Source organism: Kitasatospora sp. NPDC005856 (assembly GCF_040629945.1).
Taxonomy (GTDB): Bacteria; Actinomycetota; Actinomycetes; order Streptomycetales; family Streptomycetaceae; genus Kitasatospora.
Map to the genome: position 1 here is coordinate 179015 of NZ_JBEXWT010000003.1, position 17345 is coordinate 196359.

Below are 17345 nucleotides of genomic sequence, written 5' to 3' on the forward strand. Positions count from 1 at the left end.
CCGGCGACATGCCCGGGGAGGCCGCCGGTCAGCCCCAGTACCCCGTGTGTACGGCGGTGGCCTCCTCGAAGAGGTGCGGGCCGGAGACCTCCACCGCGCTGCCGCCGGCCGCGAATACCTGGCGGCAGGGCAGGTCGAGCACCGGTTCGTCCGGGTCCACACCGGCGATCGCGTTCAGTTCGGTGGCGGCGAGCGCGTAGACGACCCGCCGGATGCCGCTCCAGTGGATCGCGCCGGCGCACATCGCGCACGGCTCGGTGCTGCTGTACAGGACGGCTGCGGTGAGCTGGTGCGGGGCCATGGAGCGGCAGGCCTGTCGGACCAGGTTGGTCTCCGCGTGCGCCGTGACGTCGTGGTCGGTCAGCACGGTGTTCTCGGCCGTGAGCAGGACGCTTCCGGACTCGTCGGTCAGCAGCGCTCCGAAGGGGTGGTTGCCGTGGGCGCGGGCGGAGGCGGCGAGTTCGATGGCCGCGAGCAGGTGGGGGCGGGTGAGGTCGGTCATCGGCGTGCTCCTCGGGGGTCGGACCGGACGGGAGGACAGGGACGTCGGCGTGAACGACGGGTGGTGTCGGCCACCGTAGCCGCCGCCGCCCGGGGTGCGGATCTCCAGCGCGTCACCGGCCGCGACCTCGGCGCTTCCGTACCCGGGCAGTTCCTCGGCGGTGCCGTCGGCGCGCAGGACGCGGTTGGCGCCGAGCGCGCCCGGGGACCCGCCGGCGAGGCCGTACGGAGGGACGCGGCGGTGGCCGGTGAGCAGGCTGACGGTCATGGGTTCGCGGAAGCGCAGCCGCCGCAGGACGCCGTTGCCGCCGTGGTGGCGCCCGTCGCCGCCGCTGTCAGGGCGGACGGAGAACTCCTCGACCAGGACCGGTAGGCGCCACTCCAGCACCTCCGGGTCGGTGAGGCGGGAGTTGGTCATGTGGGTCTGCACGGCGTCCGCCCCGTCGAAGCCCGGGCCGGCGCCGGAGCCGGAGGCGATGGTCTCGTAGTACTGGTGTTCCGCGTTGCCGAAACTGAGGTTGTTCATCGTGCCGGATCCCTCCGCCTGCACGCCGAGCGCCGCGTAGAGCGCGCCGACGATGGCCTGCGAGGTCTCGACGTTCCCGGCGGCGACGGCGGCCGGGTACTGCGGCGAGAGCATCGAGCCGGGCGGCACGACGATCCGCAGGGGGCGCAGGCAGCCGTCGTTGAGCGGGATGTCGTCGTCGACGAGGGTGCGGAAGACGTACAGGACGGCGGCGGTGACGACGGCGGAGGGGGCGTTGAGGTTGCTGTCGAGCTGGGGCGAGGTGCCGGTGAAGTCGATGGTGGCGCTGTGGTCCCGGCGGTCGACGCGCACCGAGACGGCGATCACGGCGCCGGAGTCGGTCTCGTAGCGGTACGAGCCGTCGGACAGCCCCTCGACGGCCCGCCGCACCGCCTGCTCGGCGTTGTCCTGGACGTGCCGCATGTAGGCGTGGACGACGTCGAGACCGAAGTGTTCGATCATCGCGTTGACCTCGTCGACGCCCTTGCGGTTGGCGGCGATCTGGGCGCGCAGGTCGGCGAGGTTGGTGTCGGGGTCGCGGGAGGGGTACGGCGCCTCGGTGAGCAGCCGTACGGTCTCCTCCTCGCGCAGCCGCCCGTCCGCCACCAGCGGCCAGTTGTCGAAGAGCACGCCCTCCTGGTGGATCTCGCGGCTGTCGGCGGGCATCGAGCCGGGGGAGGTGCCGCCGATCTCGGCGTGGTGGCCGCGCGAGGCGACGAAGAACAGGACCTGATCGCCGTCCGGGGCGAAGACCGGGGTCACCACGGTGACGTCGGGCAGGTGGGTGCCGCCGTGGTAGGGGTCGTTGACGGCGTAGGCGTCGCCGGGCCGCAGCCGTGGACCCTGCCGGCGCAGCACCTCCTTGACGGTGGCGCCCATCGAGCCGAGGTGGACGGGGATGTGCGGGGCGTTGGCGATCAGGTTGCCGTCCGGGTCGAAGAGTGCGCAGGAGAAGTCGAGCCGCTCCTTGATGTTGACGGACTGGGCGGTGGACTCCAGCCGGGCGCCCATCTGCTGGGCGATCGCCATGAAGAGGTTGTTGAAGACCTCCAGCAGCACCGGGTCGGCGGCGGTCGGGACGGCCTCCTCGGCGGTGGCCCGGACCTGTTCGACCCGCAGGTGCCCGGCGGCGGTGACGGTGGCCCGCCAGCCGGTGTCCACCACGGTGGTGGCGTTGGCCTCGGCGATCACGGCCGGGCCGGGGACGGTGTCGTCCGCGCGCAGCGACTCGCGTTCCAGCAGCGGGACCCGCCGCCACCGGCCGCCGGTGTACATCCCGACGGTGACCGGCTCGGCCGGGGTGTTCGAGGGTGAGAGGGCACCGCCGAGTTCCGGCTGTTCGGTGAGGCCGGTGCCCTCGACCGCGAGGGCCTCGATCACCAGCGGGCGGTCCATCAGGAAGGAGTAGGTGGAACGGTGCCGCTCCTCGAACTCGGCCCGCATACCGGCCGGTTCGCCGAGCGGGACGGCGATCGTGGTGTCGGTGCCCCGATAGCCCAGCCGGGCCCGGTGGGCGAGTCGGATCCGCTCCCGCGGGACGCCCTGGTCCAGCAGCTCTCCCGTGACCGCCTGCGCCAGGTCGTCGGCGAGCGCTCGTACGGCGCCCATCTCCTCCTCGGCCAGGGGGCGTTCGACGGCGTGCTCGCGCAGGACGGTGGTGTCGGCCAGGCCGATGCCGAGGGCGGACAGCACCCCGGCCATCGGCGGGACGAGGACGGTGCGGATGCCCAGCGCCTCCGCCACCGGGCAGGCGACCTGGCCGCCCGCACCGCCGAAGGTGGTCAGGGCGTAGCGGGTGACGTCGTGGCCCTGTTGGACGGAGATCCGCTTGACCGCGTTGGCGATGTTGCCCACCGCGATCCGCAGGAAGCCCTCGGCCGCCTCCTCGACCGACAGTCCGCCGATCTCCTCGGCGAGTTCGGCGAAGCGGCGCCGGGTCAGCCCGGTGTCGAGCGGCTGGTCGCCGTCCGCTCCGAAGACGTGGGGGAAGTGCTCGGCCTGGATGCGGCCGAGCAGCAGGTTGGCGTCGGTGACGGTCAGCGGCCCCCCGCCCCGGTAGCAGGCCGGGCCCGGGTCGGCGCCGGCCGAGTCGGGCCCGACGCGCAGGCGCTCGCCGTCGAAGCGCAGCACCGAGCCGCCGCCGGCCGCGACGGTGTGGATGGCCAGCATCGGTGCCCGCAGTCGCACCCCCGCGACCTGGGTGGTGACCACCCGCTCGTACTCGCCCGCGAAGTGCGAGACGTCCGTGGACGTGCCGCCCATGTCGAAGCCGATCACCCGCTCGTGGCCGGCCAGCGCGGACATCCGCACCATGCCGACGATCCCGCCGGCCGGGCCGGAGAGGATCGCGTCCTTGCCCCGGAAGTGCCCGGCCGCCGCGAGGCCGCCGTTGGACTGCATGAACATCAGCCGGACACCGGCGAGTTCCTCCGACACCTGCCGGACGTAGCGGCGCAGCCCGGGGTCGAGGTAGGCGTCCACCACGGCGGTGTCCCCGCGCGGCACCAGCTTCATCAGCGGGCTGGCCTCGCTGGACAGGGAGACCTGCCCGAAGCCCAGCCGCTCGGCGAGGCGCCCGATCTCCCGCTCGTGCTCGGGGTGCAGGTAGCTGTGCAGGCAGACCACCGCGACGGAGCGGATGCCCTCGCGCAGACAGGCGCGCAGGTCCTCGGTGAGCCGGTCGAGGTCGGGTGGCCGCAGCACGTCGCCGTCGGCGGCGATCCGCTCGTCCACCTCGACGACCCGGGTGTACAGCGGCTGCGGCAGCACGATCTCGCGGGCGAAGATCCGCGGCCGGTTCTGGTAGCCGATCCGCAGCGCGTCCGCGAAGCCGCGCGTGATGACCAGGGCGGTCGGCTCGCCGGTCCGTTCCAGCAGGGCGTTGGTGGCCACCGTGGTGCCCATCCGGACCGAGTCGACGTCCGTTTCGAGGTCGGCGTCGGGCGGCAGCAGGGCCCGGATCCCGGCCACGGCGGGGTCCCGGTAGCGGGCCGGGTCGTGCGACAGCAGCTTGTGGGTGAGCAGTCGGCCGTCCGGAGCCAGCGCGACCACGTCGGTGAAGGTCCCGCCCCGGTCCACCCAGAACTGCCAGCCCCTGGCCGCCATGACCGGCTCCCTCCGCCGTGCCGCGTCAGTTCTCCCGGAGCCCCGCGTGCGAGAAGAGCACGGCGTTCCGGGCGATCGCCCCGGCCCGGTCGGCGCACTGCTGGTAGCAGCAGGACAGCAGCACGAGATCGGTGGCGTCGACCGGGTCCGTCCCCGGCTCGCGGAGCAGCAGTTCGTACAGCAGCCGCTGCCGCCGCCCGATCTCGGGCAGCTCCGCCAGCACGTCCGCGACACCCTCGGCCGCCCCCGACTCCAGGGCGTCGGCGCTGCGGGCGACCAGGTCCAGTGCGGCGCTCGCGATCCCGTGCACCGGGGCCCGCAGCCGGTCGTCGAACGGCTCCCGCTCCTGGCGCGCCCAGGCCGCCTCCAGCAGCCGTCGTGCCAGCTGTTCGAGTGCCTCCACCTCGCACCCCACGTGGACGGCCACCACGACCCCGGCCCGTCCGCCGGGCGTCGCGGCGGCGTCCTCCTCGATCCGGGTGAGCAACTCCGCCAGGGCCTTCTCCGCGGCCGGGATCCCCTCCCCATCGTCGGCCGGGTCCGTCAGTACCGCCGTCACGCCGGACAGTGCGGTGTGTGCCAGCCGTACCAGAGCGGCCAGCTCACCGACCAGGGCGCGGTACTCGCCGTGTGCGCCGTCAGGCATCGCGTTCACTCCCGTCCTCCGGCTCCCCGACCAGTCTCACCCCGATCCGGCGGGGACGCCTGGGGCGCGGCGTTCCCGGACCGCACTCGCGGAGCGGACTCCCGGACCGGCCGGGCGCCCGGGCACCACCGGTGGGGTGCTGCCCGGGACCGGTTCCCGCGCGGGCGCGCAGGACAGCGGGGGCGACCCCGGGCACCGATACCCGCGCGCGACGTGCTCCGGGCGGGGATCAGACCAGGCGCGAGCCCCATGCGCGGGCCCGGTCGAGCTCGCCGGCGCGCAGCGGTCCGTCGTTGTCCTCCACGATGAAGCCCTCGGGTTCGGCGACCACGTCGTAGTGGTGGTGGGAGAGCCGGTGGGCGATGCCGTTGGCCGCGCCGCCGGCCCGCGGCATGTCGACCCGGGTGTCGAACGCGGCGGCGTGGGTGCCGGACTCGGTCGTCGGAAGGTCGTGGAACCAGGCCCGCAGGCCCGGACCCTCGACGGTCTTCCGCGCCTCGGCGGCGGCCTCCTCGTGGCCCTCCTTGTGCTTCTCGGCAGCGGCGGCCATCCGGCGGCTGAGGCCGGAGGACATGCCGTGCATGTGGGTCGGGCCGCCGACCACCAGCAGGTCCGCGGACCGCGTGGTGTCCGCGTCCGCCTCGGACACCGGGAGGCAGTCGACGGCCGCCTCGGGGTCGGTCTGGCGAACACCCTCGGCGATCGCCTCGGCGACCTCCCTGGTGTTGCCGTACATGCTCTCGTACACGATCACGGTGTGCATGGTCTCCACCTTTCGTCATTTCCAGGCTGGCTCGGGAACTCCGCCGTCGCGGTGGGCCGTTCGGCCCGACCGGGGCGCCGGACGGGCACGTCGGCCGACGCGCCGGGGGGCCGGGGTCGCGTCCGGTCGTGCCGTGGCGTCATGACGACGGCACCGGCGCCGGCCGCGAGCGGTCCGGGTCACTGCGGGTGGGCGGGCACCGTCACCACGGGGCAGTGGGAGCGGCGCAGCAGGCCGTGGGGCACGGAGCCGAGGCGCATACCGGTGAACCCGCCGTCGCCGCGTCGGCCGACGACCACCGCGAGGGCGTGCCCGGCGGCCCGGGCCAGCTCCTCGACCGGGTGGCCGTGCACGAGTTCGTGGGTCACGGTCACGTCCGGGTGGTGTTCGTGCCGGCCCGCGGTGGACTCGAAGAGCAGACGGCGCAGCAGCTGCCCGGCGGCGGGTTCGTCCGGGTTGCCGACCGGCGGGCGCTGCCAGACCCACAGGACGCGCAGCGCGGCCCGGCGCTCGTCCGCGTACGCGAAGGCGAAGTCGACGGCGGGTTCCGAGGACGGGCTGCCGTCCACACCGAGCACGACGTACGGCGGGTCCTGGGTGGTGTGTTCGGGCTCGCGGACGACGACCACCGGGCAGTGCGCCTGGGCGCTGACCGGGACGGCCACCGAGTAGGTGCTCAGCGCCTCCTCCATCCGGCTCAGCCGACGGGAGCCGAGGACGACGAGTGCGGCGCCGCGGGACTCCCGGCACAGTGCGGGTGCCGGAACGTCCTCCGCGACCAGGGTGGTCACCTCCAGCCCGGGGTGGCGCTCCCGGGCCACGGTGGCGGCCCGGTCGAGTGCCCGGTCGCCCCGCTCCCGCAGGGCCTTGTGGTAGCGGCCCTCGTCGAAGGGCCGGAACTCGCGGTACAGCGACGGGACGGCGTGCACCAGCCGCAGCGGCAGGCCCCTGCGGGCGGCTTCGTCGGCGGCCCAGGCGGCGGGCATCGAGCCGGTGTCGAGGGCGTCGACGCCGAGGACGACGGAACGGCCGGGGCGGCCGTCGGAGCTTGCGGACGTCATGGTGGTTCTCCTCGGTCCGGTGATCCCGATGGCTTCGGTGATGTCGATGACCTGGACCCTGCTCCCACGCTAGGCAGCCCCCACGGCCGCCGCGAGGGCCGACCGGCCCAGCCGCGGGAGTCCGGCGGTCCCACCCGGGACGGCCCCGTCCGGTGTCTGGGGCCCAGGGGCGGCCGGGCGGCTCCCGGTAGAGCCGGGCGACCCGGCCGTCACGTTCCGTGCCCGGGCAGCCTGGCGATCGCGAATCCCACGACCGCGGCCAGGACGGGCGCGACCAGGTCCGACCAGGTGAGCGGCACCGTGTCGAGCAGGTCGCGGAGGAACGGCAGGTAGAGGGCGGCGACCGCGAGTGCGGCGGAGGCGAGGACGGCCAGCGGGAGGAACGGGTTCGCGGGGGTCAGCAGCCGGTCGCGCAGCCCCAGGACGGTGCCGAGCTGGCCGGCCAGCAGGGTGAGGAACAGGACGGTCTGCCAGGGCCGGTCGTCCTCGCGGGCCCGGAGCGCCGCGCCGAGGGAGGCGGCCGCGAGCACCGCGGCGAGCAGCAGCACCCGCTGCCACAGGCCGGAGCCGAGGATGTGCTGGTCAGGAGGGCGCGGGGGACGGCTCATCGCGCCGGGGGAGGCGGGTTCCGCGCCCATGGCCACGCCGGTGAGGCCGTGGGTGAGCAGGTTGATCCAGAGGATCTGGCCCGCGCGCAGGGGCAGTGCGAGGCCGAACAGCGGGCCGGCCAGCATCACCAGGATCTCGGCGGCGCCGCCGGCCAGGCCGAAGACCAGGAACCGCCGGATGTTGTCGTAGACCCGGCGGCCCTCTTCCACGGCGCCGACCACGGTGGCGAGTTCGTCGTCGGCGAGGACCAGGTCCGCGGCCTGCCGGGCGACCTCGGTGCCGCGCCGGCCCATGGCCACGCCGATGTCCGCCTGCCGCAGGGCGGGGCCGTCGTTGACCCCGTCGCCGGTCATGGCGGTGACGGCGCCCCGGGCGCGCCACGCCTGGACGATGTCGAGTTTCTGCCGGGGGTCGGTTCGGGCGAACACCCGTGGTCGGGTCGGGTCGGCGACCGCGCCGGTGAGGAGGTCGCGCCCGGTCGCCACCGCCTCCGGCCCGGCGGCGGCGTCCAGCAGCCCGACCCGGACGGCGAGGGCGCGGGCGGTGGCCGGGTGGTCGCCGGTGATCAGGACGGGGAGGATGCCGGCGCTGCGACAGGCGGCCAGGGTGGCGGCCGCGGAGGGCTTGGGCGGGTCGGCCATCGCGACGAGGCCGAGCAGGCGCAGTGCGTGCTCCGCCGCCTCCGGCGGGTCGGGGAGGTGGTCGGCGCCCCGCTCCGCCACGGCGAGCACCCGGTAGCCCTCGGCGGCGAGTCGTGCGGCGGCCCGTCGGGCCCGCTCCAGCAGCGCCGGAGGCTCGGCCAGGACGGCGGGGTCGAGCACGGCCTCCGGGGCGCCCTTGAGGCAGACCACCAGGGTGCCGTCGGGCCTGCGGTGGAGGGTGCTCATCCGCTTGCGGGTGCTGTCGAACGGCGTCTCGGCGACCCGGGGGAGAGCCGTTCGCAGCCGTTCGTGGTCCAGGCCCGCCTTCCCGGCGGCGGTCAGCAGGGCGGCCTCGGTCGGATCGCCGAGCGCCCGCCACTCGCCGTCGTCGTCCCGCGGGGGCCGCAGCGTGGCGTCGTTGCACAGGGCGGCCGCCGTGAGCAGGGCCGTCGTCCCGTCCTCCTCGGGTCCGTCGGGCACGACCTCACCGGCGGGCCCGTACCCCGTGCCGGTCACGGTGGCCGTCGACTGCGGCGTCCAGAGCCGTTCGACCACCATCCGGCCCTCGGTGAGGGTGCCGGTCTTGTCGGTCGCCAGAACGGTGACCGAACCGAGGGTCTCCACGGCCGGCAGCCGCCGCACGACGGCACGGCGGGCGGCCATCCGGCGGGCGCCGAGGGCGAGGGCGAGCGTGACGACGGCGGGCAGCGACTCCGGCACGGCGGCGACCGCCAGGCTGATCGCCGTCACACCCATCTCGCCCGGCGGCTGGTGCCGGACCAGGCCGAACACGAAGACCAGCACGCACAGACCGACGGCCACCGCCGCCAGCACCCGGCCGAGCCCGGCCAGCCGCCGCTGGAGCGGGGTGGGTTCGGGCCGGGGCCGCAGCAGCGCGGCGATCCGGCCGAGCGCGCTGTCCGCCCCGGTGGCGGTGACCAGGGCCAGCGCCCGGCCGCGCAGGACGACCGTGCCCGCCCGCAGCGTTCCCTCGCCCGTCGCCCCGCCGGCCTCCTTGGCCACCGGCAGGGACTCTCCGGTCAGCATCGACTCGTCGACCAGGAGGGCGGCGGCCTCGAGGAGCCGGGCGTCGGCCGGCACGATGTCGCCCTCGCCGAGCGCCACCACGTCGCCGGGGACGACCTCGGCGGACGGCACCTTGTGCGGCTCCCCGTCGCGCACCACCCGGGCCGCGGGGGCGGAGAGCCGGGACAGCGCCGCGACGGCGCTCTCCGCCCGGACCTCCTGGACCACGCCCACGGTGGTGTTGACCACGATCACCAGCGCGATGACGACGGCGTCCGGGTGGTCGCCGATGGCCACGGTCAGCGCGACGGCCGCGATCAGCACCGTGATCAGCGGGTCGCGCAGCTGGGCGGCCACCCGGGCGCGGAGCGGCACCCGGCGGTCCGCGGCGACCTCGTTGCGGCCGTGCTCGGCGAGCAGCCGTGCGGCCTCGGTGTCGGTCAGCCCACGGGCGCGCGGACCGGCGGAGACGGTCACGGCGGTGGCCCGTCAGTCGGCGAACAGGTGCGGGTGCGGCGGGACGGACCCCGAGGCCGCGGGTTCCGAGGCCGCGGGCTCCTGGCCGAAGTGGTGGATCCGGGCGTCCGGCCCGGGGAAGTACTCGGTCACCCGGTCGTCGTCGGACCAGCGGACGTCGTACGGCGGGCTGCCGTCCGGATGGTGCAGCCCGACGATCTCGCCGTCCCGGCGGGCCGCGCCCGGCCGGGTGCCCTGGACGATGATGCGGTCTCCCACGGCGGCTTTCACGTCGGCCTCCCTGGCTCGGTGCGGGGCCGGGCCGCCGGCCCGGCCGTCCCTCCCCTTCCATGGCACCACCGAACGCGGCCCGCGGCAGGGGCCGGACGGTCCCCGCCGCGGGCCCGGCCGGCCCGCTCCGGGACGGGCGGCCCCCGGAGCCGGCCCCGCGCGGCCCGCGGCCCGGGCCGTCCGGCCCTCGCCGGACGGCGTCCGGCTCGGCAGACTGATCCGTGGGAGCAGAAGCCGACCCGGTACGGAGGAGGCGCGTCATGTCCGTCGCAGCCGCCACGCACGGGCGCCGCGCCCCGCACACGTCCCTGCGCGGGCATGCCCGAAGGGCCGTCGGCCGGGACCGGAACCCGCTCTGCCGCCCGGTCGACCGCGCGTACAGCCGCCTGGTGGCCGCCTCGGCGCTGATGGCGCTCGTGACCGTCCTCCTGGCGGCCGTGGCCGCCGTGCTGGTCCACCGCGCGGAGACGGACGACGCGCGGGACCTCGCCCGCCACCGGCACGCCGTCACCGCCGTCACCACGGGTCCGGCGCAGTCGGACGATCCCCGGGCGGGCAGCGTGCGGGAGCAGGCCCCGGCCCGGTGGACGTACCCGGTGGGGCCCGAGGCGGGCTACGTCCCCGTGCCGGAGGGAACGGTCACCGGGACGGCCGTCCCGGTCGTGCTGGACGACGCCGGACAGCCGAGCGGCCCGCCCAGGTCGGGCGACCTGATCGTCACGGACGCCGCGCTGGTCGGCCTGGGCGCCGTACTCGTGCTCGGGTCCTGCACGGAGGGCTGGTTCGTGCTGCGCCGCCGCCGGCTGGACCGCCGGGCCGACCGGAGCTGGGAGGCCGCCTGGGAGCGGGTGGAGCCGCACTGGTCCGGGCGGTGGGAGGGACCTGGCGCCCAGAGGTGAATCAGAGGTGGAACAGGCGCGTCTCACCGGGCCGGACGGTCGCCGTGGTGCCGCGCAGGCGGATGCGGACCGGCTCCTGCCGGTCCTGCCGGAGGCTCACCGTGACGGTGCGGCGGTCGACGGCGACGGTGAGGCCCCAGTGGCCCCGGTAGCGCAGGTCGAGCTCCAGCCGTCCGAGCGCGGAGGGCAGGTGCGGGTCCAGCCAGAGGGCGTCCTCGCGGACCTCCAGGCCGGTGTAGCAGCGTTGCAGCAGGTCCACGGCACCGGCCATGGCGCCCAGGTGGACGCCCTCGGCCGTGGTGCCGTGCTGGCTGTCCCGCAGGTCGGCCACCAGGGCGTCGCGGAAGTGGTGCCAGGACGCGCGGCGGTCGCAGCGGGTGAGCACCCAGGCGTGCACGACCGAGCTGAGCGTCGAGCCGTGGACGGTGCGCCGCAGGTAGTAGTCGGTGGTGCGGCGCAGCAGTTCGTGGCCGGCCGGGTGGCCGAGGCGGCGCAGCAGGTCGCGGACCTCGCGGGCGGAGAACAGGTACCAGAGCATCAGCGCGTCGGCCTGCTTGGAGGCCTTGTAGCGGTTGACGGTGTCGCCCTCGGCCTCCAGGATCCGGTCGAGCCGTCGCAGGTCCGGGTAGCGGCGCCGGTACTGCGGCCAGTCGAGTTCGGCGAGGCGTTCGTAGCCGGCGAACTGGCTCGGGACGCCGTCGTGGAAGGGGACGTGCAGGCGGCGGCCGACTTCCTGCCAGCGGTCGAGTTCCGCGGCGTCGAGCGCCAGGCGCTCGCGCAGCTCGTCGCGGCGGTATCCGGGCAGGACGTCCAGGGCGTCCTGGGCGCGGGCCAGCACCCAGGACGCCAGCACGTTGGTGTACGCGTTGTCGTCCAGGCCCGGCCGGGTCTCCCAGGGGTAGGCGTCGTGGTACTCGTCGGGGCCGAGCACCCCGCGGACGGACCAGCGGCCGAGGGCGGGGTCGTGGACGGCGGCGGAGGACCAGAACCGGGCGATCTCCAGCAGCGTCTCGGCGCCGGCGGTGGCGAGGAAGTCCCGGTCGCCGGTGGACTGGTAGTACTGCCAGATGTTGTAGGCGACGGCCGAGCCGACGTGCCGCTGGAGGTGGCTGTGGTCGGGCAGCCAGCGGCCGGACAGCGGGTTGAGGTGCAGTTGCTGGGACTCCTCGCGGCCGTCGCGGGCGCTCTGCCACGGGTAGACCGCGCCGCGCAGCCCGAGCGCCCGGGCCTCGCGGCGGGCGGCGTCCAGGCGCCGGTGGCGGTAGCGCAGCACGGCGCGGGCCAGCTCCGGGAACCGGAGGTTGAGCAGCCGGAGCACGAACAGCTCGTCCCAGAAGACGTGGCCCCGGTACGCCTCCCCGTGCAGCCCCCGGGCGGGGATGCCGACGTCCAGGTCGACGGAGTGCTCCGAGTAGGTCTGGAGCAGGTGGAACAGGTTCAGGTGCAGCGGTCCGGCCCCGTCGAAGTCCGCCTCGATCCGGCAGCGGCGCCACAACTCCTCCCAGCGCAGGGCGTGTTCGGCGAGCAGTCGGTCGAAGTCCCCGGCCTCGGCGGCGAGTCGCCGGGACGCGAGCAGCGGCGTCTCGATCGCCGGGTCGCGGGAGGTGTGCACGGCGACCGTCTTGGTCACGGTGACGGGCCGGTCGGGCGAGGCCTCCACGGTCAGGAGCTGGGCCACCCACCCCTCGCGGCACTCGGTCGTCGCGGTGTGCTCCCGGTCGGCCTCGGTCCGGGCGCAGAGGGCGATCCGCAGCGGTGAGGCGGCCGCATCGGCTTCGAGCCGGAGCAGCCCGGGCCCGTCCACCCCCTGACCGGCCGGGACGAGGTGGTGCTCGGTCAGGCCCCGGTAACGGGCGACCCCGGTGTTGGCGACGGCGCCGTCCAGCCCGGCGCGGACCTCCAGCGGGCCGGACCAGTTCTCCGGGGTGAAGGTGCTCTCCAGCGCCAGCAGGTGCGGCCGGGCCTGGCTGGCCAGGCGGCGCTGCACCAGCCGGGTCCGCCGACCCCGCGCGTCGACCACGAGCGCGGTGCGGGTCAGCAGCCCCCGGCGCAGGTCGAGTTCCAGCGTCTGCTCGGCGGGCGGGCCGGCGAACCACGATCCGCCGGCCGGGCGGAAGGTCAGCGGCAGCCAGTTCGGGCAGTTGACCAGGTCCTCGTTGCCGACCACGCGACCGGTCACGGTCGACTCGGCGCGGTCGTAGCAGCCGGCCAGGTACGTCCCCGGGTAGTGCACCCCGTCGGCGACCGACTCCGGCGCGGCGCCCCGGCTGACCAGGTAGCCGTTGCCGACGGCGCACAGCACCTCCCGCAGGCCCTCCTCGGCCGGGTCGAAGCCCCGGTAGCGGAGGGTCCACGCGTCCGGCATGTCGGGATACCCCGCGGGTGGGTCTGCTGCCACGACCTGACCTCCGTGCCGACGGGTCCGCCTTCCAGTCTGCGCACGGCGGCGCCGCGCCGCCTCACCGCGGCTCGCTCGTCGCGGCGGAACGGTCGGGGCCGGTCGGCCCTTCCGAGGGCCCGGACGAGTGCCGAGGCTGGGAGTGGAGACAGGAGGTGTGCCATGTCCACTGTCCGTTCGCCCGGTGGTGCCGAGGCCCTGCTGGCCGACGGCACCACCGTGGAGATCCGGCCGCTCGGGCCGGACGACCACGGCGCGGTGCTCGGCCTGCACGCCGACGGGATGTCCGAGGAGAGCCGCCGGATGCGGTTCTTCGGCGTCAGCCGCAACGCACCCCGGCAGGCCGCCGACCGGCTGTGCGGGCCGCCGCGCACCGGCCTGCTGGCACTCGGCGCCTGGGCGGGGGAGGAACTGGTCGGCGAGGCGGACTGCGAGCTGCTGGACGAGCCGCCGGACACGGCCGAGCTGGCCCTCGCGGTGGCCGACCGCTGGCACCACCGGGGCGTCGCCACCCTGCTGCTGGAACACCTCGTGCACGCCGCCAGGGCCGCCGGCGTCCGGTTCTTCGAGGCCGACACCCTGGGCGGAAACCACGCCGTGCACCAGGTCTTCGCGGACCTCGGCCTGCCCGTCGAGCGCCGGTACGCGCACGGCGAGCTCAGGGTCCGGGTGCCGCTGGACGAGAACGACGAGCGCTACCGCTCGGCCGTGGACGAACGCGGGCGCAGCGCCGACGTGGCCAGCCTCGCGGCGCTGCTGCGCCCCGCATCGGTCGCGGTGGTCGGCGCGTCCCGGCGGGAGGGCTCGGTCGGCCGGACCGTCCTGACCAGGATCCGGCGGGGCGGTTTCGCCGGTGCGCTCTGGGCGGTCAACCCGCATGCCGACGAGATCGGCGGAGTACCCGCCTACCCGTCCGTCGCCGCGTTGCCCGCCGTGCCGGACCTCGCCCTGCTGGCCGTTCCCGTCGGCGCCGTCCCCGGGGTGGCCGAGGAGTGCGGCGCCGCCGGGGTGCGGGCGCTGGTGGTGCTCACCTCCGGGCTCGGCGCCCAGGAGGCCCGCGGGCTGATGCGCGCCTGCCGCCGGCACAGCATGCGGCTGGTCGGACCGAACAGCCTGGGTATGGCGCAGACCGATCCGGCCGTCCGGCTGGACGCCGAGTTCGGCGGCGCCTTCCCCAGGCCCGGAACCGCCGGGGTGGCCGTGCAGAGCGGCGGCGTGGGCATCGCGCTGCTGTCCCGGCTGGCCTGGCTGGGCATCGGGGTGTCGAGCTTCGTGTCGCTCGGCGACAAGTACGACGTCAGCGGCAACGACCTGCTCCAGTGGTGGGAGTCGGACGACCGCACCGACCTCGCGCTGCTCCACCTGGAGTCCTTCGGCAGCCCGCGCGCCTTCGGCCGTACCGCCCGCCGGGTGACCAGGAGCATCCCGGTGCTGACCGTCGACGCCGGACGCTCGACCGCCGGTCGCCGCGGCGCCGCCTCGCACACCGCGGCCGCCGCCACCCCGACCGTCACCCGGGAGGCGCTGTTCCGGCAGGCCGGCATCACGGCCACCCGCAGCATCGACGAACTCGTCGAGACCGCCGCCCTGCTGCGCGCCCAGCCGCTGCCCGCCCCGCGCGGCGCGGTCGCCGTGGTCTCCAACGCCGGCGGCATCGGCGTTCTCGCCGCGGACGCCTGCGCCGAGGCCGGACTCGGACTGCCGGAACTCCCGGCCGAGCTCGGGAAGCTGCTGCCGCCCGGCGCCTCCGTCCGCAACCCCGTGGACACCACGGCGGCGATCGGACCGACCGAACTCGCCCTCTTCCTCCGGGCGTTGGAACGCGAGCCGGCCGTCGACGCGATCCTGGTGTGCCTGGTGCCGACGGCGCTCGGCACCACCCCCGCCCAGGACCCGGTGCGCGCCCTGCTGGAAGGCCCGGCCCGGCGCCGGGTCCCGATCGCCGCCGTGCTGCTCGACCAGCAGGTGCCCGTGCGCTACCGCACCTGCGCCGACGGCGGCGTGCTGCCCGCCTACTCGGACTCCGTCGCCGCCGCCCGGGCCCTCGGCCACGCCCGGGACCGCGCCCGGTGGCTCGCCGAGGCCCCCTCCGCCCTCGCGGTCGCCCCGGACTGCGACCGCCGTGCCGTCCGCAGCCTGGTCGACGGCTACCTCACCGCCCACCCCGACGGCGGCTGGCTCGACCCGCTGTCCACCGCCGACCTGCTGGGCGCGTACGGACTGCCGCTGACGGCCTCCGTCTGGGCCCACGACGAGCACATGGCGGTGGCCGCCGCGGACGGGCTGCGCCCGCTCGGGCACGAGGGGAAGGTGGCCCTGAAGGCCTACTGGCCGGGGCAGGTGCACAAGAGCGCGCTCGGCGCCGTCCGCACGGGGCTCGGCACCGAGGCCGAAGTGCGCGCCGCCTACCGCGAGTTCACGGAGAGGTTCGGCACGGAGCTGACCGGAGCGGTGGTCCAGCCGATGGCCGCGCCGGGTGTCGAACTGCTCGCGGGCGTCGTCCAGGACCAGGTCTTCGGGCCGCTGGTGGTGCTCGGGGCGGGCGGCACCGCCGCCGACGTGCTGGCCGACCGGTCGGCCCGGCTCGCCCCGCTGAGCGAGCACGACCTGACCGCCATGGTCGCCGAACTCCGCAGTGCGCCCCTGCTGTCGGGCGCCGCCGGGACACCCGCCGTGGACCTCGCGGCGGTCCGGTCCGTCCTGGCCCGGCTCTCCCGCCTCGCCGACGACTTCCCGGAACTCGTCGAGGCCGACCTCAACCCCGTCATCCTCCGCCCCGACGGCGCCGTCTGCGTGGACACCCGGGTACGCCTGGAACGCCGCCCGTCCTTCGACCCCTACCTGCGGCGGCTGCGACGCCCGGCGGCCGCGGAGGGGGAGTGAGGCCCGGAGAGCAGGCCGGGCCGGGGTGTGCCGGTGTCCGTCGTCATGGCCGCCTCCGGCGGGGTACGGAGTTCCTCCCGTGGTCCTGCCGATCGGCCGCACTGTCCCGGGGCCGGAGCGGCCCGACGGCATGGACCGATCGGCCCTGTCCGGCGGCTGCGGGCGGGCGGACAGTGAAGACGGGACCACCGGAGGAGGAGTGAGGACGATGCAGCACCGCAGCGTCAACGATGTGATGACCCACGAGGTCGTCACCGCGCGGCCCGACACGTCGGTCAAGGAGGTTGCGGTGCTGTTCCACCGCAACGACGTGACCGCGATCCCCGTCGTCGACGATCAGGGCCGCCCGCTCGGCATGGTGTCCGAGGCCGATCTGATCCGCAAGGAGGCCGTGCTGCCGGACCCGGAGGGCCGCTACCCGGGCCGCTGGCTCGCGGCGAAGGACCGGGCCCGCGCCGAGGCGGAGACCGCCGGCGGGCTGATGACCAGTCCGGCCGTCACCGCCCGCCCCGGCTGGTCGGTCCCCGAGGCCGCGCGCGCCATGGACAAGCACAGGGTCAAGCGCCTGCCCGTGGTCGACGAGGCCGGCCGTCTGGTCGGCATCGTCAGCCGCCGGGACCTGCTGCAGGTCTTCCTGCGCCATGACGCGGCGATCCGGGACGAGATCAACCACGACGTGCTGGGACAGACCCTCTGGGTCGCGCCCGGCGACGTCCGGGTGACGGTGCACGACGGCGTGGTCACCCTCGACGGCCGGCTGAGGTTTCGCAGTCTGGTCCCGATCGCCGAACAGCTGTGCCGCGCCGTGGACGGAGTGGTCGCCGTCCACGCCACACTCGACTGGACCGAGGACGACACCGACCCGTCCCTGGAACGCCCCCGCGCCTACCGCGCGGCGTCGTAGGAGGCCGTCATGAGCAGTACTCCGAGCACCGTCGCCGATGTGATGACCCATGCGGTGGTGGCCGTCGGCCGCGACGCCGACTTCCGCGAGGTCGCCGACACCCTCCAGCGCTGGCAGGTCAGCGCCGTCCCCGTCCTGACCGGCGACGGGCGGGTGATCGGCGTGGTCTCGGAGGCTGACCTGCTCACCGCCCGGGACCGTGACGGCGTTCGCGCCGACGCCCTGACCGCCAACCGGATGATGTCCGTGCCGGCGGTCACCGTGCACCCCGGCAGCCCGCTCAACGAGGCCGCCCGGGCGATGGCCCGGGGCCACCTCAAACGGCTCCCGGTGGTCGACGAGGAGGACTACCTGGTCGGCATCGTCAGCCGCGGCGACCTGCTGAAGGTCTACCTCGAGGACGACCGCGAACTCGCCGACCGGGTCCGCTTCGAACTGGTCGCCACCCTCGGCCCCGGTGCCGCGGTGGAAACCGACGTCCGCTCCGAGAACGGCCGGATCACCCTGGCGGGCGAGCTGCCGGACACCCTTTCCGGGCCCGTCCTGGAACGGCTGGTGCGCTCCGTGCCCGGCGTGGTCGACGTCGAACTGCGGCTCGCGGCGCCGGCCTGACCGGAGAGGCGGGCCCCTCCGTTC

11 protein-coding genes are annotated in these 17345 nt (G+C 75.5%); 4 read left to right on the forward strand and 7 right to left on the reverse strand.

What is annotated here, in order from left to right; translation table 11 throughout:
* Positions 1–28: 28 nt before the first annotated feature.
* From ABZ449_RS04345 to ABZ449_RS04370, 6 genes are all read right to left on the reverse strand, one after another.
* Positions 29–4132 (reverse strand): hydantoinase B/oxoprolinase family protein, encoded by a 4104-nt coding sequence (locus ABZ449_RS04345; protein ID WP_360339925.1) that lies wholly within the window; start codon positions 4130–4132, stop codon positions 29–31.
* A 25-nt stretch (positions 4133–4157) separates the two neighbouring features.
* A complete protein-coding gene (locus ABZ449_RS04350; RefSeq protein ID WP_360339928.1) occupies positions 4158–4778 on the reverse strand; it encodes a hypothetical protein in 621 nt (206 codons plus the stop codon).
* Positions 4779–5007: 229 nt separating this feature from the next.
* Entirely contained in the window at positions 5008–5541 is a 534-nt protein-coding gene (locus tag ABZ449_RS04355) for a flavodoxin domain-containing protein (protein WP_360339931.1), read from the reverse strand.
* A 179-nt stretch (positions 5542–5720) separates the two neighbouring features.
* A complete protein-coding gene (locus ABZ449_RS04360; RefSeq protein ID WP_360339934.1) occupies positions 5721–6602 on the reverse strand; it encodes a universal stress protein in 882 nt (293 codons plus the stop codon).
* 209 nt (positions 6603–6811) lie between these two features.
* Positions 6812–9355, reverse strand: a complete 2544-nt coding sequence (locus ABZ449_RS04365; protein ID WP_360339937.1) for a cation-translocating P-type ATPase — start codon at positions 9353–9355, stop codon at positions 6812–6814.
* Positions 9356–9367: 12 nt separating this feature from the next.
* The gene (locus tag ABZ449_RS04370; protein ID WP_360339940.1) at positions 9368–9625 is read right to left on the reverse strand and encodes a DUF1918 domain-containing protein; all 258 of its coding nucleotides are present in this window, start codon (positions 9623–9625) and stop codon (positions 9368–9370) included.
* A 260-nt stretch (positions 9626–9885) separates the two neighbouring features.
* Between ABZ449_RS04370 and ABZ449_RS04375 the strand changes: the two genes are divergently transcribed.
* Entirely contained in the window at positions 9886–10524 is a 639-nt protein-coding gene (locus ABZ449_RS04375; RefSeq protein ID WP_360339943.1) for a hypothetical protein, read from the forward strand.
* A 1-nt stretch (position 10525) separates the two neighbouring features.
* Here ABZ449_RS04375 and ABZ449_RS04380 read toward each other — a convergent pair whose 3' ends face one another.
* Positions 10526–12889, reverse strand: coding sequence for a glycosyl hydrolase family 65 protein (locus ABZ449_RS04380; RefSeq protein ID WP_360339946.1), 2364 nt, complete (start codon positions 12887–12889; stop codon positions 10526–10528).
* Positions 12890–13084: 195 nt separating this feature from the next.
* Here ABZ449_RS04380 and ABZ449_RS04385 point away from each other — a divergent pair, with 195 nt between their 5' ends.
* From ABZ449_RS04385 to ABZ449_RS04395, 3 genes are all read left to right on the forward strand, one after another.
* Entirely contained in the window at positions 13085–15805 is a 2721-nt protein-coding gene (locus tag ABZ449_RS04385; protein ID WP_360339949.1) for a bifunctional GNAT family N-acetyltransferase/acetate--CoA ligase family protein, read from the forward strand.
* A gap of 208 nt (positions 15806–16013) precedes the next feature.
* Positions 16014–16709: a CBS domain-containing protein gene (locus tag ABZ449_RS04390; RefSeq protein ID WP_360339952.1), complete on the forward strand. Its 696-nt coding sequence runs from the start codon at positions 16014–16016 to the stop codon at positions 16707–16709.
* A 9-nt stretch (positions 16710–16718) separates the two neighbouring features.
* Positions 16719–17321 carry a CBS domain-containing protein gene (locus tag ABZ449_RS04395; RefSeq protein WP_360339955.1) on the forward strand — a complete coding sequence of 201 codons (603 nt, stop codon included), beginning with the start codon at positions 16719–16721 and terminating at the stop codon, positions 17319–17321.
* Positions 17322–17345: the final 24 nt, after the last annotated feature.

Bases quoted from the DNA above. Each gene is read 5' to 3' on its own strand.
- ABZ449_RS04345 (WP_360339925.1), bottom strand. From the start codon at position 4,132: ATGGCGGCCAGGGGCTGGCAGTTCTGGGTGGACCGGGGCGGGACCTTC.
- ABZ449_RS04350 (WP_360339928.1), bottom strand. From the start codon at position 4,778: ATGCCTGACGGCGCACACGGCGAGTACCGCGCCCTGGTCGGTGAGCTG.
- ABZ449_RS04355 (WP_360339931.1), bottom strand. From the start codon at position 5,541: ATGCACACCGTGATCGTGTACGAGAGCATGTACGGCAACACCAGGGAG.
- ABZ449_RS04360 (WP_360339934.1), bottom strand. From the start codon at position 6,602: ATGACGTCCGCAAGCTCCGACGGCCGCCCCGGCCGTTCCGTCGTCCTC.
- ABZ449_RS04375 (WP_360339943.1), top strand. From the start codon at position 9,886: ATGTCCGTCGCAGCCGCCACGCACGGGCGCCGCGCCCCGCACACGTCC.
- ABZ449_RS04380 (WP_360339946.1), bottom strand. From the start codon at position 12,889: ATGCCGGACGCGTGGACCCTCCGCTACCGGGGCTTCGACCCGGCCGAG.
- ABZ449_RS04385 (WP_360339949.1), top strand. From the start codon at position 13,085: ATGTCCACTGTCCGTTCGCCCGGTGGTGCCGAGGCCCTGCTGGCCGAC.
- ABZ449_RS04390 (WP_360339952.1), top strand. From the start codon at position 16,014: ATGCAGCACCGCAGCGTCAACGATGTGATGACCCACGAGGTCGTCACC.
- ABZ449_RS04395 (WP_360339955.1), top strand. From the start codon at position 16,719: ATGAGCAGTACTCCGAGCACCGTCGCCGATGTGATGACCCATGCGGTG.